This is a genomic window from Hwanghaeella sp., from assembly GCF_965227365.1.
Classification (GTDB): domain Bacteria; phylum Pseudomonadota; class Alphaproteobacteria; order UBA8366; family Aestuariispiraceae; genus Hwanghaeella.
In genome coordinates this window covers 167916-190000 of the sequence record NZ_OZ245754.1, presented here as the reverse complement: position 1 = coordinate 190000, position 22085 = coordinate 167916, and the positions used below count along the sequence as shown (strand labels likewise).

Annotated in this window: 19 protein-coding genes; 7 read left to right on the top strand and 12 right to left on the bottom strand. The window is 60.2% G+C overall.

Features of this window, described 5'->3' with window-relative positions:
• The first annotated feature begins 242 nt into the window (after positions 1-242).
• Positions 243-1829, top strand: a complete 1587-nt coding sequence (locus ACQK2G_RS00825; protein ID WP_425403114.1) for a peptidoglycan DD-metalloendopeptidase family protein — start codon at positions 243-245, stop codon at positions 1827-1829.
• A gap of 23 nt (positions 1830-1852) precedes the next feature.
• Here the strand turns inward: ACQK2G_RS00825 and def are convergent, their stop codons facing one another.
• Genes def through ACQK2G_RS00805 form a run of 4 tightly spaced genes read right to left on the bottom strand, consistent with a single transcriptional unit; the run spans position 1853 to position 5975 of the window.
• Complete coding sequence (def, locus tag ACQK2G_RS00820; RefSeq protein WP_425403113.1) at positions 1853-2350, bottom strand: peptide deformylase; 498 nt, start codon at positions 2348-2350, stop codon at positions 1853-1855.
• Positions 2351-2357: 7 nt separating this feature from the next.
• Positions 2358-4139, bottom strand: coding sequence for an SLC13 family permease (locus ACQK2G_RS00815; protein ID WP_425403112.1), 1782 nt, complete (start codon positions 4137-4139; stop codon positions 2358-2360).
• A 56-nt stretch (positions 4140-4195) separates the two neighbouring features.
• Entirely contained in the window at positions 4196-4801 is a 606-nt protein-coding gene (locus ACQK2G_RS00810; RefSeq protein ID WP_425403111.1) for a LysE family translocator, read from the bottom strand.
• A gap of 43 nt (positions 4802-4844) precedes the next feature.
• A complete protein-coding gene (locus tag ACQK2G_RS00805) occupies positions 4845-5975 on the bottom strand; it encodes a M14 family metallopeptidase (RefSeq protein ID WP_425403110.1) in 1131 nt (376 codons plus the stop codon).
• Between the two features lie 277 nt (positions 5976-6252).
• On the opposite strand from ACQK2G_RS00805, the gene ACQK2G_RS00800 reads away from it, so the two are divergent.
• Together ACQK2G_RS00800 and ACQK2G_RS00795 are read left to right on the top strand one after the other, a co-directional pair.
• Positions 6253-7023, top strand: a complete 771-nt coding sequence (locus ACQK2G_RS00800; protein ID WP_425403109.1) for an alpha/beta fold hydrolase — start codon at positions 6253-6255, stop codon at positions 7021-7023.
• Positions 7024-7029: 6 nt separating this feature from the next.
• Positions 7030-8199: a benzoate/H(+) symporter BenE family transporter gene (locus ACQK2G_RS00795; protein ID WP_425403108.1), complete on the top strand. Its 1170-nt coding sequence runs from the start codon at positions 7030-7032 to the stop codon at positions 8197-8199.
• Here the strand turns inward: ACQK2G_RS00795 and ACQK2G_RS00790 are convergent.
• The 3 genes from ACQK2G_RS00790 to clpB form a co-directional block, all read right to left on the bottom strand.
• Complete coding sequence (locus tag ACQK2G_RS00790) at positions 8196-9095, bottom strand: DMT family transporter (RefSeq protein WP_425403107.1); 900 nt, start codon at positions 9093-9095, stop codon at positions 8196-8198. The genes ACQK2G_RS00795 and ACQK2G_RS00790 overlap by 4 nt on opposite strands.
• Positions 9096-9128: 33 nt before the next feature.
• The gene (locus ACQK2G_RS00785) at positions 9129-9884 is read right to left on the bottom strand and encodes a sulfite exporter TauE/SafE family protein (protein ID WP_425403106.1); all 756 of its coding nucleotides are present in this window, start codon (positions 9882-9884) and stop codon (positions 9129-9131) included.
• A gap of 187 nt (positions 9885-10071) precedes the next feature.
• The gene (gene clpB, locus ACQK2G_RS00780; protein ID WP_425403105.1) at positions 10072-12666 is read right to left on the bottom strand and encodes an ATP-dependent chaperone ClpB; all 2595 of its coding nucleotides are present in this window, start codon (positions 12664-12666) and stop codon (positions 10072-10074) included.
• A gap of 244 nt (positions 12667-12910) precedes the next feature.
• Here clpB and tmpA point away from each other — a divergent pair, with 244 nt between their 5' ends.
• The 3 genes from tmpA to ACQK2G_RS00765 are packed head-to-tail and all read left to right on the top strand — an operon-like array spanning position 12911 to position 15414.
• On the top strand, positions 12911-14023 hold the full coding sequence (gene tmpA / locus ACQK2G_RS00775) for a 2-trimethylaminoethylphosphonate dioxygenase (protein ID WP_425403104.1): 1113 nt from the start codon (positions 12911-12913) through the stop codon (positions 14021-14023).
• Between the two features lie 59 nt (positions 14024-14082).
• A complete protein-coding gene (locus ACQK2G_RS00770) occupies positions 14083-14655 on the top strand; it encodes an HD domain-containing protein (RefSeq protein ID WP_425403103.1) in 573 nt (190 codons plus the stop codon).
• A gap of 36 nt (positions 14656-14691) precedes the next feature.
• Positions 14692-15414, top strand: coding sequence for a transporter substrate-binding domain-containing protein (locus tag ACQK2G_RS00765; protein WP_425403102.1), 723 nt, complete (start codon positions 14692-14694; stop codon positions 15412-15414).
• A 35-nt stretch (positions 15415-15449) separates the two neighbouring features.
• On the opposite strand, the gene ACQK2G_RS00760 is transcribed toward ACQK2G_RS00765, so the two are convergent.
• Entirely contained in the window at positions 15450-16316 is an 867-nt protein-coding gene (locus ACQK2G_RS00760; protein ID WP_425403101.1) for an amidohydrolase family protein, read from the bottom strand.
• 203 nt (positions 16317-16519) lie between these two features.
• On the opposite strand from ACQK2G_RS00760, the gene ACQK2G_RS00755 reads away from it, so the two are divergent.
• On the top strand, positions 16520-18013 hold the full coding sequence (locus ACQK2G_RS00755; protein ID WP_425403100.1) for a PLP-dependent aminotransferase family protein: 1494 nt from the start codon (positions 16520-16522) through the stop codon (positions 18011-18013).
• Positions 18014-18026: 13 nt separating this feature from the next.
• On the opposite strand, the gene ACQK2G_RS00750 is transcribed toward ACQK2G_RS00755, so the two are convergent.
• From ACQK2G_RS00750 to ACQK2G_RS00735, 4 genes are all read right to left on the bottom strand, one after another.
• Positions 18027-19310, bottom strand: coding sequence for a TRAP transporter large permease (locus ACQK2G_RS00750; protein WP_425403099.1), 1284 nt, complete (start codon positions 19308-19310; stop codon positions 18027-18029).
• Positions 19307-19732 carry a TRAP transporter small permease gene (locus tag ACQK2G_RS00745; RefSeq protein WP_425403098.1) on the bottom strand — a complete coding sequence of 142 codons (426 nt, stop codon included), beginning with the start codon at positions 19730-19732 and terminating at the stop codon, positions 19307-19309. The genes ACQK2G_RS00750 and ACQK2G_RS00745 overlap by 4 nt, the downstream gene beginning before the upstream one ends.
• A 154-nt stretch (positions 19733-19886) precedes the next feature.
• The gene (locus ACQK2G_RS00740) at positions 19887-20870 is read right to left on the bottom strand and encodes a DctP family TRAP transporter solute-binding subunit (protein ID WP_425403097.1); all 984 of its coding nucleotides are present in this window, start codon (positions 20868-20870) and stop codon (positions 19887-19889) included.
• A gap of 289 nt (positions 20871-21159) precedes the next feature.
• Positions 21160-22047: a LysR family transcriptional regulator gene (locus tag ACQK2G_RS00735; RefSeq protein WP_425403096.1), complete on the bottom strand. Its 888-nt coding sequence runs from the start codon at positions 22045-22047 to the stop codon at positions 21160-21162.
• Positions 22048-22085 lie beyond the last annotated feature (38 nt).

Genomic DNA, 22085 nt, shown 5'->3' with positions numbered 1-22085 from the left:
AATGGGTATATGGGTATGCGTCACGAACGCATCCCGAACCCCGGCGAACCGGCCTCTACCCTATGAGAATGCTTGACTTGAAGGCCGGATTTCAGCATTTTCACTTCAAATAAAGTAAAAATTCGAAACTATACTGATTTCGGTCCGATTTATTCTTTCTTAATAGTTTATCGCTTAGGAAAGAGGCCGATACCGACTTTAGTTTCGAAGTTTTTTTCCTCGTTACCGATACGGATGGGCACGTGCATAACGAATCGTCAGACAAACGCGTGAACGGGCAAGACAACCTGATGCCGGAGGAACATTATCTTCAGCAGGGCGAGACGGTACTCTCCAGCAAATCCACTCAATTCGAGAAAACGATGCGGCGCACACGTATCATAGCCGCTGCCTGCCTCATTGCTTCCGGTGGGCTTATAACCGGCGCCGCCGTCGGCAGTCGCGGCCCGGCGGACCATTATGGTGAACCCGGCACCGCCGCCGACACCGGTTCCGAGACGCTATTATCCGACAAGCCTGTGCTGGCCGATGCGCCTGTGCTGCAGTCCGGCACACAGGGGTCGGAGGCGACTCTTCCCGCCGCGGACGATCAATCTCCGCAGACCGCCGCGATCGGCGCGGAAGAAATCGCCTTGGCCGAACCGGCCCCGGTCTTCGAACCCCCGAAGGAAGTGACACGTGTCCTCGCCGTCGGCAAGGGCGACACCCTTATGGGTATGCTGACCAGCGCCGGGATCGATCGGCGGGTCGCGCACGACGCCATCACCGCGCTTTCGAAGGTCTTCAGCCCCCGGAAACTGCGTCCGGGTCATGAACTTCACGTCACCATGATGCCGGAAGCGGAATTCACCGAGCCGGCGCAGTCCGAAATCGGCGCGGGTATCGAGGCGATGCAGCTGGTGTCCCTGCGTCTGCCGGAAACGCCGATCCGCGATGTCCAGGTCAGCCGTTTGGACGACGGCGGCTATGAAGCAGAGGCCCTCGAAAAGCAGACCCAGAAGGAACCGACCTTCGCGTCGGGACGCATTCAGTCCAGCCTGTACGAAGCGGCACTCGATTCCGGCGTTCCGGCATCGGTCCTCGCCGACCTGATCCAAATTTTCAGCTTCGACGTCGATTTCCAGCGCGAAGTGCAGAAGGGCGACCAGTTCGCCCTGCTCTACGATCTGGTCACGGCGGAGGGCACGATCGTCGATACCGGCGCGATCCAGGTCGCCGAGATGACCGTCCAGGGCAAGCTGCACCGCTACTACCGTTTCAAGGACGAGCACGGTTTCTGGGACTATTTCGACGAAAAGGGCCGCAGTGTTCGCAAGGCCCTGCTTCGCACCCCGATCGACGGCGCCCGCCTGACCTCGGGCTTCGGCAAGCGCAAGCACCCGATTCTGGGTTACACCAAGATGCATCGGGGCGTGGATTTCGCCGCGCCGACCGGCACGCCGATTTATGCGGCGGGTGACGGGACGATCGAAGTGGCCGGCCGCAACGGCGGTTACGGCAACTATGTTCGAATCCGTCACAACGGCACCTACAAGACCGCCTATGCCCATCTTTCCCGTATCAAGGTGAAGAAGGGCAGCCGTGTCCGCCAGGGTCAGGTCATCGGCCTGGTCGGCTCGACCGGCCGGTCCACGGGCCCGCATCTGCATTATGAGGTCCTGCAGAATTCCAAGCAGACCAATCCGCTCAGCGTCAAACTGCCGACCGGCAAGACGTTGACGGGCAATCAGCTTGCCGCCTTCAACAAGCGTCGTGCGGAGCTGGATTCCCAATACGCGAAACTGGAAACATCCAACAGCGACGTAGCGACCGCCGCGGGCGAACAATAGGATCGCCCCGCGGGCCCCGGCCCCTACCGGATCTTCCTGATCTTCCGCATCACCATGTCACGCTTCACGCGTGACAGGTGATCGGGGAACAGAATGCCGTCGAGATAATCGACCTCATGCTGGATAACCTGGGCGAGCCAGCCCTCGGCCGACATCTCCCGCCCTTCCCCTGCCTGATCCAGATAGGTCAGTCGGATTGCCGCCGGGCGCGTCACATCGGCCGAGATACCGGGAAAACACAAGGACGCCTCTGAGAAGGTCTGCGTCTCGTCCGAGGACCAGACAATCTCCGGATTGATCAGGGTCAGCGGTTCGCTGCGACCGTCAGGCCGCAGATCGACGATCGCGATTCGCTCCAACGACCCCACCATATTGGCGCCGAGACCTATCCCGCCCGCCTCGTAGAGGATGTCGAACATGCGCGCGACTCGGGCTCGAACGGCATCGTCCACCGCCGGCACCGGGCGTGCCTTCTTACGGAAGATCGGGTCGAAGCCAAGAATCAGGGAGAGGGTGCTCACGCTGCCCTCACGGCGGCCAGGCAAGCATGATCAGCGGCACGGCCACCACCATGATCAGGATTTCAAGCGGCAGGCCCAGGCGCCAGTAATCGCCGAACTTGTAACCGCCAGGCCCCATGACCAGCGCATTGTTCTGATGCCCGATCGGCGTCAGGAAGGCGCAGGACGCCCCGACCGCCACCGCCATCAGGAACGGGTCCGGCGAAGCGTCTATGCCGCGGGCCACCTGAACCGCGATCGGCGCCATCACGACCACCGTGGCGGCATTGTTGAGCAGATCGGACATGAACATCGCCGCGATCAACAGGACCGCGACCACGACGAAGGCCGGAGCCCCTTCCGTGGCCGTTGTGATACCGCCCGCGATCAGGCCGGTCATGCCGGTCGTTTCCAAAGCCTGCCCGACCGGCAGCAGGGCCGCCAGCAGCACGATCACAGGCAGATCCACATTGGAATACAGATCCCGGATCGGCAGAATGCCCGATACGACGACCGCGATCACGGCGGCAACGAAACAGACCGCGATCGGCAACAGTCCAAGCGCCGCCACGCCGACCGCGGCGGCAAAGATGCCCGCCGCGATCATGCCGCGCCCGCGCAAGCCATGGGATATGTCCCGGCTGGCCAAGGGAAGACAGCCAAGCCGATTGAGCGCGTCCGGCACATCGTTCTCCAGCCCTTGGACCAACAGAACGTCCCCCGGCCGGACACGGAAGGAATTGAGCCTTCCCCCCCGGGTATGCCCCTGACGGCTGATTCCCAGTAGAGTCAGGTTATAGCGCCCCTTCAGGCGAAGCGCCCCAACGGTTCGGCCGGCGATACGGGATCCCGGCGTCACAACTGCCTCCGTCAGCACCGCGTGTTCGCCCTTGGCGAGCGACGCCTTGTCCGGACGGGAGCCCGCGACCCGCAGGCCCAATCGATCCACGAAACGGTCCAGGTCCTCCGGGCCTGCCTCCACCAGCAACCGGTCCGTGCCTTGCAGCGGCTCGTGCTGCGGCGGACGCGGATAATGCCGCTTGCGGCGAACGAGTCCGACGATCGCAACGTCGAGATCCTCGGTCATCTCTTCGATTTCCGACAAGGTCTTGCCATAGGCTTCCGAAGATTTCGGAACGGCCAGCTCGGAGAGGTAGGCATCAAGGTCAAAAGCCTCACCGCCGCCCTCCGATTTCTCGGAGGCCCGTGGGATCAACCGCCAACCGGCCAAGGCGATGAAGGCGACCCCCAGCAGGGCCACGGGCAAACCGACCCAGGCAAAATCGAACATCGCGAATCCGGCCCCGATCGCATCCTCGCGATAGGTGGCGATCAGAATGTTCGGCGGCGTCCCGATCAGGGTGACCATCCCGCCAAGGATGGACGCGAAGGCCAGCGGCATCAGCACCAGCCGGACCGGCCGTCCGGCCTTGTTGCACGACTCGATCGCCGCCGGCAGCAGCAGGGCCAGCGCGCCGACATTATTCATGAAACCGGACATGCCGGCGGCAACGACGGAGAGAATTCCGATCTGTCCCGTCTCCGTGCCCGCCCCATGCCGGATCCATCGGGCAATTCCGTCGACCGCCCCCGACAAGGAGAGCGCGCGGCTCATCACAAGAACGCCGGCGACAGTGATCACCGCCGGGTGCCCGAACCCTTCGAAGGCGCGGTCCTCGGGAACCAAGCCCAGGACAACTGCAACGACGAGGCCGCCCGCGGCGACGATGTCGTAGCGCACCCTGCCCCAAACGAAGAGGCCCAGGAGCGTGACGAGGAGGAGTGAAATTGCGATCTGGTCAGTCGTCATGGCGGCAGGCTAGCGGAATTCGCCGTCAACCGACAGCCGCCTTGGCGACACGGAATTCAGGCCCCGATCGTATCCAGCGCCGACCAGGTCGTGAGCGCCACCACCGCCAGCATTGCGACCGCCATGCCGGAATTGATCACCGTCATGGCCCGGGGGCTGAGGTTCAGACGGTGCAGCGTAACACCCATGGTCAGCCAGATCAGATGGACCGGAATCCAGATAATGTTGGTGATCAGAAACTTGAGGAGAATTTCCGTCCACAGGCTGTCGAAATGAAACGGATAGCCGAAGAAGAAAGCCGAGTTCACGACATAGGCTTTCGGATTTATCAATTGCAGCATCAAACCGCCCAGGAACCCCGGCGCGGCCTGTTTCTCGATGAAGGAAATTTTCGATCCCGAGCGCGCGATGCGCAGCGCCAGGTACAGCAAATACCCAGCCGAGACAAAGATCAGCACCGTCCGGAGCACTTCGTCCGCCAGAACGACGGCCGCCAGGCCCGTCACCACGGCGACGGCAACCAGGTTTGTCCCGAACCAAAGGCCGGACAGGAAGGTCAGGCCAGGACGGAAACCGAAACCCGACCCGACGCCGGCCGTCGTCAACACCCCGGGGCCCGGCGTCAAAATTGTCAGGAAGAACGCGGCTACGAAGGTCAGCATGCGGGCTCACCCCTCGCCGCGACCGAGATCGATAAGCCCGAGATCAACGCAGATCATCCAGAACGGCATAGATCGCATCCAGGCAGGACGCGCCGAGCTTGCGGCACCGGTTTGGCGACCAGCCGAACTGTTCGTCCGGCGCATTCGCATTATCCTTGAAGGGCATTTCCAGCGTCATCGACAGGCATTTATGCGTCGCCGCGATATGCGCCGAACACATGGACAGGTTGGCCTTGCCCGGCGCCGCTTTGGGATAGCCGTATTCCGATTGGAAATCGGGGTTGGCTTGCCGCAGGGCGGCCTCGAAACCTTCGCGAAGATCAATCTGCCGTTGCTCCACATCCGGGATTGCGTCCGCGCCGGCGATGAAATTGTAGGGCAGGCCTTCATCGCCATGGACGTCGATAGAGAAATCGACCCCTACCGAACGCATCTTCGCGTCGACATGATAGACCTCCGGGCTCGTCTCCAGGCTCGGCGCCGCCCAGACGCGGTTCAGATTGACCCCCGCCGCATTGGTGCGCAGATGACCGCGGCGGCTGCCATCCGGGTTCATATTGGGCACCACGTAGAGCGCCGCCTTGGACAGCACCAATTTCGCAACGGGGTCGTCGGGGTCAAGGGCGCGTGCCAGGAAGCCTTCCATCCAGAATTCCGCTTGGGTTTCGCCCGGATGCTGACGCGCGATCGCCCAGATTTTCAGCTTGTTGGGATCCGAACCGCCGATGGTGACAAGGTCGATCGCATCGCCGTCCACGGTTTCGCCGAGCACCTGCACCCGCACCCGCGGGTCCGACTGGCACCGCGCGATAAGATCGTGATGCCGGTCACGGCCATAGGGCGCGAAATACGCATAGTAGGTACTGTCGCATGCCGGCACGTGATCGATGATCAATTGGCCGTTTTCGTATGTCGTATCGACGCGGAACCAAGTCTCCCGGTCATAGCTGGCACAGGCGCGATAGTCTTCCCACCCTTTCGGATAGCTCGCCTCTCCCGCATTCTCGATCACCATCCGGCGGCGTTCGCCGGCTTCGCCGGTCACACGGTAATGAAACCACTGAAAGAAACCGTCCGGGCCCTCATCCTTGCGAATGCGCAGCCGAATATCGGCGGGATCTTCGGCGCGGACGACCTCTATATTGCCAGAATCGAAAAAGGCGGAAATGTGCATGCCCTGTTTCCCAATGTCGCGAATGTTCCAAACGGCCGTTTGGCGATGAAATATTTCGATCCGTGAAAGTATAGGCTGCCCGGTCTTTGACAAGCGGGCGCGGGCAAATGCGGGGCGGAATATCTGTATTTCCCGCCCCAAAGCAAAAATCGAGGATCCTGACCATGACTGATACGCCGGCTTTGCGCCGGGCTCGAAATTCTTTCCGGAGCCGGATATAGGTTGGCGATTCCTGCGCCCCGTCCCAATATCCCGGCGCAAGACAATGAGGAAGCAAATGCCTGTCGATTTGTCATTTTCGGAATACGGCACCGGGTCTCCGGTGGTGATCGTGCACGGCCTGTTCGGGTCGAAGCGCAATTGGTCTTCCATCGCCAAGCAGTTGGGCCGGACCCACCGCATCATCACGGTCGACCAGCGCAATCATGGCGAGTCGCCCTGGGCCGACGATCATACCTACCCGCATATGGCGGAAGATCTGGCGCAGCTGATCCGGACCCATGCCGGCGGGCGCGCCACCGTGATCGGACACAGCATGGGCGGCAAAGCGGCGATGTCGCTCGCATTGTCCGAACCGGACCTTGTCGAACGCCTCGTCGTCGTCGATATCGCACCCGCCCCCTCCGGCGGGACCCTGATCGATTTCGTCCACACCATGGCCGATCTGGACTTGAGCGATTTCATGCGCCGCTCGGAGGTCGAAGCCGCCTTGGCCGGAAACATTCCCGAACCGGCCATCCGAGCCTTTCTGGCGCAGAACGTCGCGACCGGCGAGGACGGATTGCGGTGGCAACTGAACCTGAAGGCGCTGGCCGACAATTTCGACTCTATCCTGGAGTTTCCGGATTACGACAACGCCTCCGCCTATGCCGGGCAGACGCATTTCATTGCGGGAGAAAAGTCCGACTACATCCAACCGCATCATCAGGCCGAGATCGAACGGCTGTTCCCCGGCGCGGCAATAGACGTGATCGCGGATGCGGGACATTGGGTGCATGCTGAGCAGCCCAAGGCCTTCATCGAGACAATCCACCGTCTGCTTCCCTGACAAGAGATGCGCGCATCCGTCATCATCAACGCCCTGGTGGCGGTGGTCGTCGGGTTCGGCAGCACGCTGGCTATCATCGTGGCCGCCGCCCAGGCACTAGGCGCGACGACCGCGCAGATTTCCTCCAGCGTGTCGGCGATCTGTCTGGCGCTGGCGATTTCAGCAACCTATCTCAGCCTCAAACATCGGATACCGATGGTGACCGCCTGGTCGACGCCGGGCGCGGCCCTGATCGCCGCGACGGATGGGTCGATCACTTTCGCGGAAGGTGTCGGCGCCTATATTGCCGTTGCCTTGGCCATTCTGCTGACCGCCTTTCTGAAACCGCTGACCCGATTGGTCGAGCGTATTCCAGCCTCAATCGCCGCCGGCATGCTGGCTGGGGTGCTGATTAAATTCGTCATTGCCGTGTTCGATCAGGCGGCGCTCGTTCCTGCCCTGGTCCTGCCGCTTTTCGGCTTGTTCCTGGTCATGCGCAGCTTCAGTCCCGCCTGGGCGGTGATCGGCGTATTGGTTGCCGGCACGGCACTGGTCTACGGGCTGGACATGGCAGGTCCCCTGCCGACCGATATCGGGCTTACCAGCTATGAATTCGTGATGCCGGTCTTCGACCCCGCGGCGCTGATCGGCCTCGCCCTGCCGCTCTATCTGGTGACAATGGCGTCCCAGAACCTGCCCGGTTTCGCGGTATTGCGCGGGTCGGGCTATGCGCCGCCCACGGCATCCGCCCTGACCGTGACCGGTCTGACCTCGCTGGGCAGTGCCTTTTTCGGCGCGCTGACAACGAACATGGCGGCGATCACCGCGGCTATTTGCACAGGCCCGGATACTCATCCGGATGCAAGCAAGCGCTGGCTGACCGGCCCGTTCTACGGCTTCTTCTATTTGATCCTGTCGCTGTTCGGCGCGTCGCTCGTCGCGCTCTTCGCGGCCCTGCCGCCGGCTTTCATCGCCACGGTCGCCGGCCTCGCCCTGTTGAGCCCCCTGGTCGGCGCCACGGCGACCGCCCTTAAGGATGAAGCGGGACGGGTCGCCGCGATGGCGACGCTGTGCGTCACGGCGTCCGGCCTGTCGCTGTTCGGCATCGGATCGGCGTTCTGGGGTGTATTGGCGGGCCTTGCGGTCATCGGGATGGATGCGCTGGCCCTGCGCGTCCGGCGCGCGCGCGGCCCCTAACGCAGCACCAACACGACAATCCCGCCGCAGATCAGCAACACGCCCAGGACCTCAGCCGGCTTGGAGCGTTCCTTGAAGATGAACCAGCTGGCGGCGAAGGTGAAGACCAACTCAATCTGGCCCAGAGCCCGGACATAGGCGGCATTCTGGATCGTCATCGCGGCGAACCAGCAGGCGGAGGCCAGGAAGCCGCTGACGCCGGCCGGCAAAGCGACACGCCAGGCGCGGATCGTGGCCATGGCCTGACCCGGTTCCTTGATTTGCAGCCAGACAGCCATGACGACGCATTGGATGACCAACGCCACCGCCAGCGTCAGAGAGGCCTGAGCCAGGAACCCGTCCCCACCGAGGGACAGGGAACCGGCCCGGTAGAACACGACCGACAAGGCGAGGCAGGTGCCCGACGCGATCCCGAACATCGCCGGCTTACCCACAAGGTCGCGCACTATGGTCCGGTTCCAACCGGTTTGCGCGAAGGAGATTGCCAGCACGCCGAACAGACTGATCAGAATGCCTGCCAGCGCCTGTCCACCGACGGATTCTCCCAGGAGGATCAGACCGAAAAACACCGTTTGGACGGTTTCCGTCTTCGAATAGGCGGTACTGACGGCGAAGTTCCGATGCGAAAAGACCGCAACCAACAGACCCGTCGCCATGATTTGCGATACCCCGCCCAACGCACAATACAGCACGAAAAGGGCGCTGGGTTCGGGAGGCGCGCCTTCCTGGGTATGCTGAAGCACGGCGGCATAGACGATCGCCAAGGGAAGGGCGAAGACGAAACGGGAAAAGGTTGCCCCACCGGTTGTCAGGGACGACTTCAACTGTTTCTGGAACACCATCCGCAAGTTCTGCAGGAAGGCGGCCGCTACCGTGATCGGTATCCAGAGTTCCAAGGACCAAATTCCGTTCTGTAAGGCGTGCGGATCTTAGAAGACGGACCTGCCGAGCAGCATGATCCCGGACAGCAACAACAGGCATTGAACGATTATGTTGAATAACCGATCGTCCAAACGATGGTAAAGCGACGTTCCGATCCAAGAACCTATGACCGTTGCCGGGATACTGATCAGGAACGCAAAGCCGACCTCTCCGTCAATCCGACCGTATAAAGCGTGAACGCCCGTCGCCGTGGCCAGAATGATCGCGTTGTAGGGCTGATACAAACCGCGTTGAACCTGTTTCGCCAGACCGCGCAACTGACACCAGATCAGCGGTGCCGGTCCGGACAGACCGGCGACGCCCCCCATCACCCCGCCGATGATACCAACGGCGCCGTCGGCCAGGCGGTTGTCGATCCGTATCGAGGGAATATTGCCGCGAAACAGTAAAAACAGCGAATAGAGCGAATACCCGACCAGGAAAACGCCAACGGCGAGTTTCACGTGCTCCGGTTCTATGTAATCCAGGGACCAGACACCGACCGGCAGACCGACGAAGGCGCCGATCAGAAACGGCGTCACCGCTTTCCACTGGATATGCCGCCAAGTCCCTCTCAACGCGGAAACCTGTCCGACAACCGAGCATGCCGCTGCCAGCGGCGCGACCACGATCGGGTCCATGAAATGCAGCCAGAAGGCCGATACGATCAAGGCCGTGCCGAAGCCCGCAAGCCCGGTCACGAACCCGCCAGCCCCTGCGCCGAGCAGGAAGATCATCATGTATAGGGGATCGAGTTGATCCATGCCGGGGCCGTATCCAGATGCGCGTTTCCAAAGCCCCTGCCGGGGATTGCCGCGTATTTGCACCGCCTGGGCACCGGCCTGCAAGGGCCATTGCCCGACCTGATGACGGACCGGACAAGAAGAAAACAGAAACGGGCGCCCGCCAAATGACGAGCGCCCGCTTCAAATCTGTTAGACTGGGACTGCCCTAGGCAGCGGCTTCCAACGCTTCCCCATTGATGGAAAGCCCCTCGCCGGTGACGGAGACAGTGGCCGTCTCGCCGTCGGAAACCGTTCCCTCCAGGATCATGCTGGCCAATGGATTCTGCAGCGATCGCTGAATCACCCGCTTCAAGGGCCGGGCGCCGTATACCGGGTCGTACCCCTTGTCCGCCAGCCAGACCTTCGCGGATTCGTCCACATCCAGCTTGATGTTCCGGTCCTCCAGCAGCTTGGCCAGATGTCCCAATTGGATGTCGACGATCCCGGTCATGTGCTCGCGGCTCAAGCGGCGGAACAGCAGGATCTCGTCCAACCGGTTCAGGAATTCGGGTCGGAAGGCCGACCGAACCACATCCATCACCATCGGGCGCACCGCTTCCACATCCTCGCCATCGCCCTGGTTTGCTAGGAATTCGGATCCGAGGTTCGAGGTCATGACGATCAGCACGTTCTTGAAATCGACCGTGCGGCCCTGGCCGTCGGTCAGACGGCCGTCGTCCAATACCTGCAGCAGGACGTTGAAGACATCCGGATGAGCCTTCTCGATCTCGTCGAACAGCACGACCTGATAGGGCCGGCGGCGAACGGCTTCCGTCAGGGCGCCACCCTCGTCGTAGCCGACATAGCCCGGAGGCGCACCGATGAGGCGGGAGACCGCATGCTTCTCCATATATTCGGACATATCGATCCGAACCATCGCCTGATCATCATCGAACAGGAACTCCGCCAATGCCTTGGTCAGTTCCGTCTTCCCGACACCGGTCGGGCCAAGGAACAGGAAGGAACCGATCGGCCGGTTGGGGTCCTGAAGGCCCGCACGGGACCGGCGCACCGCATTCGCGATGGCCGCGACCGCTTCGTCCTGCCCGATGACCCGGGAAGCGATCTGGCCTTCCATCTGAAGCAGTTTCTCGCGTTCGCCCTCCAGCATCTTGTCGACGGGGATGCCGGTCCAGCGTGAGACGACACCGGCGACATCCTGGTCGCGAACTTCTTCGTTCAGCATATGCTCGCCGGACGCTTCCTCGGAAGCGACCAGGGCTTTTTCCAGGTCCGGGATCACGCCATAGGCGAGTTCGCCGGCCCGCTCGTATTTGCCTTCGCGCTGGGCGCGGTCCAGTTCGGCCCGGGCGTTATCCAGCTTTTCCTTGATGTCCTGGGCGCTGTTGAGTTTGTTCTTCTCCGCTTCCCAACGGGCGGTCAGGACGGCGGATTCCTGCTCGAGGCCGCTCAGTTCCACTTCCAGCTTTTCGAGCCGTTCCTTGGACCCGCGATCGGATTCCTTCTTCAGGGCCTCGCGCTCGATCTTCAACTGCACGATACGGCGGTCCAGCTCATCGATTTCCTCCGGCTTGGAGTCGACTTCCATACGCAACCTGCTGGCCGCTTCGTCGACCAGATCGATCGCCTTGTCCGGCAGAAAACGGTCGGTGATGTAACGGTTCGACAAGGTCGCTGCCGCGACGATCGCCGCATCGGTGATGCGCACGCCGTGATGCAGCTCGTACTTCTCTTTCAATCCGCGGAGGATGGAGATCGTATCCGCGACCGTCGGCTCGGACACCATGACCGGCTGGAAGCGCCGCGCGAGCGCCGCGTCCTTTTCGATATGCTTGCGATATTCGTCGAGCGTCGTCGCCCCCACGCAATGCAACTCACCGCGCGCCAGTGCCGGCTTCAGCATGTTGGAGGCATCCATCGAGCCTTCCGCTGCGCCCGCACCAACCAGCGTGTGGAGCTCGTCGATGAAGAGGATAACCTCACCAGCGGCGGAGCCGATTTCTTCCAGAACCGCCTTCAGGCGTTCCTCGAACTCGCCGCGGAACTTGGATCCGGCGACCATGGCGCCTAGGTCAAGCGACATCAGCCGCTTGTCCTTGAGGGATTCAGGCACGTCGCCGTTGACGATGCGCTGAGCGAGACCTTCGATGATCGCGGTTTTACCCACGCCCGGCTCCCCAATCAGGACCGGGTTGTTCTTGGTGCGGCGCGAGAGGACCTGGACCGTGCGGCGGATTTCCTCGTCACGGCCGATCACGGGATCCAATTTGCCCGAGCGCGCGGCTTCGGTCAGGTCGCGGGCATACTTCTTCAGGGCGTCATAGCTGCCCTCGGCGCCCGCGGAATCCGCCGTGCGGCCTTTACGCAATTCCTTGATCGCGGCGTTCAACGCCTGCGGCGCGACATTGCCGTCCTTGAACGCCTTCGCCGCCGGGGTGCCTTCCGCCATGGCCAGCGCCAGCAGCATGATTTCCGCGGTCACGAAGCTGTCGCCGTTCTTTTCGGCCAGTTTCTGCGCCGCGTCGAAAACCTTCGCCAAGGAACCGTCCAGGTGCAGATTGCCCGCGCCCGATCCTTCGACTTTGGGCAGCTTGGCAAGCGTCGCTTCAGCAGCGGCATGGACGGTTTTAGGATTGCCGCCCGCGGATTGGATCAGGCTGGCCGCGAGGCCTTCCTTGTCGTCCAGCAGGACTTTGAGCAGATGTTCGGAAGTAAGCCTTTGATGGCTGCTAGTCAGCGCCAGGGTCTGGGCGGACTGGATAAAGCCACGGGCCCTGTCCGTGAATTTCTCGAATTCCATTGTTCAACCTCTCTTGCTGCGCCCCCAGCCAATGCCAGCAGACGCTTAGTCGAGTCGATATCTCCGTAGCGTTGTCGCTACCGTTTTCTGGACCCTATCAGGCGTCCGAGACATATATGGTGTGTCAAAAAATTCACACAATAGGGGTAAGGAGAATGCAGTAGCCATTCCCTGGAAACCTGGGTTAATGAACCCTGAAACGCATCTTCTCGGCCCCAATGAGCGTATTGCCGGAGCATAAGACATGCATCATATCACAACGATCGTAACCGGCAGGGAATGGGCCACCTTGACCTGGTCCGACGGCTTGACCCAATCGCTCTATGCGCCCTGGCTGCGCGACAACGCGCAGGATTCACAGACGGTTCATCCGGGCAATGGTCAGCGCCTGATCGATATCGCCGATCTGCCTGAAAACGCGGCATTTCGTTCCGCCACGTTGAGCACAGACGGGTCGTTGGCCATAACATTCGACCCGGACGGGCATGAAAGCGTCTATCCCGCGTCATGGCTGCGCGGTTTCGCCGCCCCTGCGCAGGATCCGTATGGCCCACGCTTGTGGCCGACGGGATTTACCGTCGCCCGCTTCGAGTATGGAAAAATCATCGCCGACCGGGATACCGAACGGAACTGGCTGACGGCCATCGCACGGGACGGCATCGCATTGGTGACGGACGCGCCGGTCGAACCGGAAACGGTCTGCGCAATCGCGGAAAATTTCGGGTTTGTGCGGGAGACGAATTACGGCCGTCTGTTCGACGTCAGGTCAGTTGAAAATCCGACCAACATGGCCTTCACCTCCGCCGGGCTGATGGTTCATACGGACAATCCCTATCGCGACCCGGTCCCCGGCCTGCAGCTTCTGCATTGCCTTCAAAACGAGACCGATGGCGGCGGGTCGCTGTTCGTCGACGGGTTCCAGGTGGCGGACCGCCTGCGCCGGGACGATCCGGAGGCCTTCCGCATCCTCAGCACCACCTGGCTGCCGTTCCGCTTCCATGACGCGACCGTGGACCTGCAGGCCCGCGCGCCGATGATCACGGTCGACGACAAGGGCCGCGTCGTGACCATCCGCTACAACAACCGGTCCATCGCGCCGGCCGATTTATCGGCGGCGGATTTGCCGGCCTTCTACGACGCCTACCGGAAATTCTCACACTACCTGCGCAATCCGGAGGTCGAGGCGACCTTGCGCCTCGCGCCGGGGGACTGTGTCGTCTTCGACAACATGCGCGTCCTGCACGGACGCAAGGGGTTCGCACCGGGCAAGCGTTGGCTGCAGGGCTGCTACGCCGATAAGGATGCGGTATACGGGCGGTTGCGCATCGGCGATGACAAGACGGTCCAACAGATGTAACAATTTGCCGCTAAGCTATTGGCAACACTTGAAAACCCACAAATTCGGAATTTGTCACCATGCTGAACCAACTCCCGGCCGACCAGGGTGATATCGTCGACAAGCTAATCACGATCTTCGCGGAGCGGGGCGGCGTGCATTACGGGGAAGGCGTCAGCCAGACCGAACACGCGCTGCAATCAGCGGTCCATGTGGATCAGCAGAATTGCAGCGATGCCCTGGTCTGTGCCGCCCTTCTGCACGATGTCGGCCACTTGCTGCACGAAGACGACATATACCACGCCGAACAGGGAATCGACGCCATCCACCAGGATGTCGGCGCCAACTTCCTGGAGGAGTATTTCGGCCCGGCCGTGTCCGAACCGGTGCGCATGCATGTGGACGCGAAACGCTATCTCTGCGCGGTGGAACCCGGCTATTTCGATCTGTTGTCGGACGCCTCGGTCCTCAGTCTCAAGCTTCAAGGCGGGGTGATGAACGAGGACGAGGTCCAGGCCTTCGAATCCTCTCCGCATCTGGAAGCCGCGCTCATCCTGCGGCGGGCAGACGAGGCCGCCAAGGTTCCAGGGCTTGAGACACCAGGTTTCGAAACCTATGCCGACCGCTTGCGGGGACTGCTGAAGCGCGCATAGTCTATCCCCGCAAAAACAAACATGAAGGGGGAAGCCATGTCAGGGGAAGCGGTCGCGGACCTCGAAGACCCGAGCACGCTGAGGGTCGGGATCAATTTGGGGAACATGCTTCTGGTGACCGATCGGAAAGCAGACGGAACGCCGGTCGGCGTCGCGCCGGACATGGCTGCCCGCATCGCGAAAGCGTTGGGTGTTTCAGTCGATTACAACTGCTTCCCCACGCCCGGCGAAGTCGGCGACGCTATCGAGACCTGGGACATCTGCCTGATCGCGATCGAGCCCAAGCGCGCGGAAATCATCGATTTCTGCGAACCCTATGTTCAGATCGAAGCGACGTATCTGGTGCCCGCCGGGTCGCCCCTTCAAAAGATCGAGGATGTCGACAAACCGGGCGTGAAGATCGCCGTCCCGGCCCGCGCCGCCTACGACCTATACCTGACCCGCACGCTGAAACATGCGGAACTGATCCACGGCCAGGGCCTGCCCGGCACCTTCGAGATGTTCAAACAGGGCGGACAGGACGCGTTGGCGGGCCTGACCCCCGCATTGCTGGAAAACGCCAAGGAAATGCCGGGCTCCCGCGTGCTGCCCGGCCGTTATACCTCGATCAAGCAATCGGTCGGGACCAAGCACGGCAAGCCGGCCTTGAAGGCATTGGTGGAAAAGGTGCTGGCCGACGCCGTCGCCGACGGCACCGTGCAGTCCCTGATCGACAAGCACGGCGTCACCGGCAAGCTCGCGGTCGCGACGGACGATTGACAGTCCAACCCATGGCCACGGCGATCACATAACGATCACAGGGCGAATCCGTAGAGTGCCGCTGGGTTGTCGACAAGAATTTGCCGAACCTGGTCTTCGCCATCCGCATAGTCAAAAAGGGCATTCATGAGATGTCCGTCGTCCGGCATGTATTCGAACATCGCAGGATGCGGCCAATCAGTACCCCACACCATGCGGTGCGGCGCCTGCGCGATTAGCGCTTTTGCGATAGGGACGACATTCTTGAAAAGCGGCCTGTCAACGGAAACACGGTAACACCCGGAAAGCTTGATCCAAACTCGATCCGTGGCAAGCAGGCGAAGCATGGCGTCCACAGCGGGCTGGTCGATGCCGGCGCTGGCATCTACGAGGCCGAAATGGTCGATCACGACGGGAACCGGCAGCGCTTTCAATCGATCCTCGTTCTCGACGATTGTTTCCGGCCGTACCAACAACTGCACGTGCCAACCCAACGGAGCAATCCTGCGGGCCATCCGCTCCAAGCTTTCAAGACCTACACCACCAGCAAACGCCAAATTGAAGCGAATGCCTCTAACGCCAGCGCGGTCCATTTCCTTCAGCGCCGAGTCTTCGATATCGTCATCAACGACCGCGACACCGCGACATTCCCCCGAATAATCTTGGATTGCCTGCAGTGTGACCGTATTGTCCGTGCCGTAGAAAGACGGTTGGATGATCACCGCGCGCTCTATTCCCAATGTCTTGTGGAGCTTTTCGTAATCCGCAAGCGAGGCGGGCGGAGGGGTATAGTCGCGATTCTCGACAAACGGCTGAACGTCGCTAGGTTCGATAACGTGAGCGTGACAATCACAAGCCTTCGGCGGCAGTTGCATGCGCAGCGGGCTGACGGTCGGGCGTGGGGCAAGGCATAGAGCTGTCAAGACTTGGACCTTCCAGGTTCTGGATAAGTAGAAACGTCGGCACTAACATTATTGTTTGCAGAAGATTCGATCCACGGGAAATAACCAGAAACGGACGCAAAATCGGGCCAGAAATAGAGATATGAACAGCTCGATCTATTCTGAAAAACGACGCAGAAAACCTCGGAATTCCAAATCTCTGATCCGCCAGACGGGATGTGCATATGGCTAGGTTGAGCGCAGGGGTATTGATCCCCGGATTGGACGTGACCGCCAACAGCAAGCAACCAATGACAACGCAACTCGCCAAAGCCCTTCGCGAAGCCGTAATTGCCGGCGTGCTGGAGAGTGGAACCCGCATGCCATCCAGCCGCAGCCTTGCCAACGACCTCAATGTTTCGCGGACAACTGTTCTTCAGGCCTACGAACGGTTGAAGGCTGAAGGCTATCTTGAGGGTCGGGAAAAATCGGGGACTTTCGTCCGCACGAAATCCGAGGGCGGAACGCCAGCTTCGCCTGCCTCACCGATCCGCACGCAAACAAGTAGAACTGAATTACCGGTCCGGTTGTCTAAGTGGATGGGCAGGGCCGATTTTGGTGCCCCAGCACATGAGACCCAATCCTTGCCTTTCAATCCTGGCATTCCCGCAATCAGGGATTTTCCGACACAACAGTTCACACGAATCTACCGGAGAGTCTCAATCAGGATGGGACCTTCGGGCAGCGCACGCTGCCCGCCGGAAGGCGCGCCGCAACTGCGCGAGCAAGTGGCCGCATACCTTCGATCCAGCCGGCGCGTGGTCTGCGATCCCGAACAGGTATTCATCGTCTCCGGCACACGGCAGGCGCTCCACGCAATGTTGCTGGCGCTTGCCAATCCCGGAGACAAGGCCTGGGCCGAGGACCCCGGGTATCCCGGCGCTCCAAAAGCATTTCGACTACACGGTTTGAAAACCGTTCCTGTGCCGATAGACAAGGAAGGCATGATGGTCTCGGTCGGACGAGAACTGGCTGACAATGCACGCTTTGCTTATGTGACACCGGCCCGTCAGGCGCCCTTGGGCCATACCTTGTCGCCCGACCGGCGCACGGCGCTTCTTGATTGGGCTTACGACCGCGACGCACTCGTTCTGGAAGATGACTATGACGGGGAATATCGGTTCGGAGGTTACCCGTCGCCCTCGTTGCAAAGTCTCGATCCGGATGGGCGGGTTTTCTATTTCGGCACATTTTCCAAGACACTTCTCCCCGCACTCGGGATTGGCTATCTCGTTGTTCCAAGACGATACGCTCCGGCATTCCCCGGTCTCTTGGATGCCATTGCGCGCCCACCCAGTTTGGCTACCCAGGTAACGGTTGCAGAGTTTTTGCAATCCGGCGCCTTCGACACGCATATCCGTCATATGCGCGACCTTTACAAAAAACGGCAGACCGCACTGCGCGACATATTGCAAAAGGAACTCGGAGAGACGATCCGCATTGAAGTCTTGAATGCGGGCCTGCACTTGATCGCCTGGCTTCCTGAGGGCATGGACGACGAAGCGGTAAAGGAACGGGCCCTGAAGCATGGTCTGCTGCCACGTCCCCTGTCGGAGTTTTCAGCCGGGACCAAACATCCGCCAGCCCTGATGCTGGGCTTTGCCGACCTTCGTTTGCGCGAAATGCCCGCAGCGGCGAGTGCGCTGGCTCGCGCCATCGCAGAGACCACTGAAGGCTGAAAGCCTAAAGGAATCACCCCAACAGTGACGGCAGGAACAGGGTCAGTGATGGGATGAACGTAATGGCGAGCAGTACCGCCAGTTGAAGCAACAACAACGGCCATATGGCCAGGGCGATGCGCTCGATCGTGAGATTCGAAATCGCCGTGCCGACAAACAACGAGTAGCCGAACGGCGGCGTCGCCATACCGATGGCGAAGTTGATCACGACAACAGCCCCCAAATGGATCGGATCCATACCCAATTGCGATCCGATACTGGTCAATACCGTGCCAAGGATGATCATCGCCGCAATGTTGTCCATCACCGCCCCGATAATCAGCAAGCAGACATTCAGCATCAACAGGGTCACAATCGGATTGGAGCTAATCGACAGCACCCCTTCCGCCAATTGAGCTGGTATGCGTTCAAACGCCACCAACCAACCGAAAGCCGCAGCCGTCGCGATGATCAGGCAAATGATCGCCGTCGTCTTCATGGCACCGAGAATGATCTCGTAAAGGTCGGCTACCCGAAGTTCGCGGTGGACAAAAAGCCCGACGATGAGGCCATAGAAAACCCCCACTGCGGAAGCTTCCGTCGGCGTAAATATACCGCCATAGATGCCGCCCAGGATGATTACCGGCGCGGCCAAAGCCCATTTTCCATCCCATAGCGCCCGCAGAAACTCCATTCCGGTTGCGCGCCGATCTTCCGTCTTAACGCCGAGTCGATGCGCGGCGAACCAGCAGGCCGCCATAAAAACGAGCGTGATCATCAGGCCGGGAATAACACCGGCGAGAAACAACTTGCTGATCGATTGTTCAGATACGACCCCCCAGATAACCATGGGAATCGATGGCGGAATCATTTGCCCGATGGGTCCTGACGCAACGGCCAAGGCTGTCGGGAACGGCCGCCCGTAACCGCGGCGTTCCATTTCCGGGATCATGATTTTGCCAACCGCCGCGGTCGTTGCGGGCGCAGAACCGGAGATGGCTGCGAAAAAGGTTGCGGAAATAACCGTGACCATACCCAGACCGCCCGTCACGTGACCAACCAAGGTTTGCCCTATTTTGATCAGCCGCGGAGACAATCCCCCGCGCGCCATCAGATCACCGGTCAGAATAAAGCCTGGAATTGCGAGAAGAGAGAAAATTTGCGTCCCGGAAATAGTTCGTTGCGCGAGAACGACGGAAGGCAGGTCCGCCCACATAAGTCCCACAAACACGGAAAGCGCCAAAGTAACCGCAATCGGCACCCCGGTAACAAGCAGGAAACCAAAGACGCAAAGAAGCAGGATTCCGGTTTCACTCATTGCTCGGTCGCCTCGTTCACGGAATTATCGGACACGAGATTCGGCCGAAACAGCTGCGGCAATCCATGCAGCACGATCAGGACGCCCGCAACCGGGCCCGCAAGGGTCAACGCCTCGATCGGGTAGCGGACGGCGGCTGAAACCTGACCGAAAGTGCGATTGACGTAATCGACACCCGAATAGGCCAGGACCGCGCCGAAGACCACCACAAGCAGCACGATGATGCGCTCGGCCCAACGTCGCGGGACGGCAGGCAAAAGGTCCAACAGCACCGTCAGACGAACGTGAAAGCCTTCCCGAAAGCCGAGGCTTCCCGCCAGCAGAACGATCCAAGTAAAAAGGAAAAGCGCCAATTCCTCGGTCCAAGGTGCTGCACGGTCCAGGAAATACCGCGTGAAGACCTGGTAAATCAGGCTGGCCATGCAGAGAGCCCCCATGGCGACGACAAGCCCGCGTGTAAGGCGAGCTGCAAATGACGAAATAGAATCAAGAAAAGTGTACATCGCGACCGGCGTATCCGTGGACAAAGCTAATAAAACGGCCCGGACACCTGTCCGGGCCGCTACAAGGCCGAGCCTATTTCACTTGCGCGAGCGCCGCATCGAGCAAATCGCCGCCGATGCTGTCTCGGAACTGCTCGTAAACCGGCTTCACGAGGGACCGGAATTCGGCCGGGTCCGCGACATCGTTCACTTCCATTCCATCAGCCCGCAAAGAGGCAACAATGTTTTCATTGTTGGAGGCCACGGCCGCACGTTGGGCCACAACCGCTTCCTTAGCCGAAATCCTCACGGCCTCCTGCAGCTCCGGTGAAAGTCGGTCGAAAGTGCGTTTAGATATCAGAATCCCCAACGCCGAGTACGTGTGCCGCGTCAGAGAGAGATACTTTGCCACTTCCGCGTAATTATTGCTCTTGATAACGGCAATCGGAATTTCCAAACCGTCGATCGTGCCCTGCTGGACAGCGGTGTAAACCTCACCCCATGCCATCGGCACGGCGTTTCCACCCAGCGACTGGAACATACCTACGAAGACCGGGTTCTGCATGACCCGATACTTCACACCTCCGACATCCGCCGGCGTGGTGACCGGGCGAACGTTGTTGATCATGTGCCGAAAACCACCTTCAGCGAAGGCGAGGCCAACGATGCCGTTATCGTCCAACCGTCCGAGGAGTTCCTGGCCGATTTCACCGTCCAGGACCTCGTGGGCTTGTGCTTCGTTGCCGTATAAGAACGGCATGTCGTTGAGCTGAAAGGCAGGCTCAATATTGGCGATCACGGCATTCGTGATAACGGCAACATCCAACGTGCCGAACCCCAACCCTTCCAGCATTTCGCGTTCGTCACCCAATTGACGGTTCGGGAAGTAGGCACCCGTGAACTGCCCTGGTGCATTCTTTTCCAGGGCCGAAATGAACTCACGCGCGGCAATCGCATAGGGGTCCGTCTCACCGTCGGATGTCGTCCAACCGATCTTCAACTCGGTCTGGGCAGCCGCCGGGAGAGTTAGGGCAAGAACGATGGCCCCTGCCGAGACAAGAGACTTGATGATTCTCATGGTTTTCCTCTCTGGTTTTCTTGTTTATCGGACGATCAGAATGTCGCAGAGCGGTTCGAACACCTGTTGCTGCGCCATTCACGCCTAAGAATTTGGCGCAAGACTGTCGGAATTTTCCGGATCTGCATATAGCCAGAACGGATCAACAGCCTCGACCAGATGTCCATAATCATCGATACGACCAAATAATATTAGCGCTGCATTTTCGAAAAGCGGGCCGTCGCTACTCGGCTTCATTCCCTGGCAGGATTCGAAATGGAAAAAGAAGTTTGCAGATTGCGCTCGTCAATCAACCCAGGCTCTCAGCGGCTTTACGTATTTCCTGGGCTATGCGCTTGACCCGGGCCTTGAGCGGCACTCGTCGTCGGGTGACAAGCCACAGTTCGTGATAGCAGCGATGAGGCAAAGAGACGAGTTTCAGACGATCTTTGTCGATAAACGCTTCGACACCGCTGCGTGGCAGCAGCGTGTAACCTATCCCGTCCGCGACCGGTGTCGGTATCTGACCTATCTGATTGACGAATGTTCGTCGTCTCAGGTCACCTGCCCCGCTGAACTCGTCCGGAAAGTTCAGTGAGAACAGTTCGTCGGCATAGCCAAAGCCATCCGGGTGCGCGACAAAGCCTAGCGTTTGTAATGAATCGAACGTGACGGGCTCTGGCGCCCCGATATTCAAGACGAGGCAGAGTTCTTCCTGCCCGATGCGCTGAGCGTCCAACAACGGATGCTTTGGATCGTATCCCAACACCCCGAGATCAAGACTGTTCTTGACCAGCCCCTCTAGCACACCGGTCTGCGGGGCCGCTTCAAGATGAATACAAAGGTTGGGAGCATTTTGCATTATCGTCCGGGCACGAGGGTAAAGGAGCGTGGCAAAGCTGCCCGAACAGGCGATCCTCACCTCCCCGATATCTGGATCATCGCCCTCGATCTGTTCGCGAAGGCGCCGCTCCTCCATTCTGCGTGACCGCCCCAAATCCAGCACGGCCTCCCCAGCTGGGGTCAGGGAAAAACGTTTTCCTTCCTGCACAACGAGCGGTCGTCCGACCTGCGTTTCAAGTTTTCGCAAGTGCTGCGAGACCCCTGGCTGGGTCATGTTCAGACGCTGTGCGGCCTGAGTGAAATGACCGGTCTCGCATAATGTGGTGAATGTCTCGAGCCACGTCGCGTTGATCATGATTCATTCCATTTTATTATCAAAAATATTATAAATGA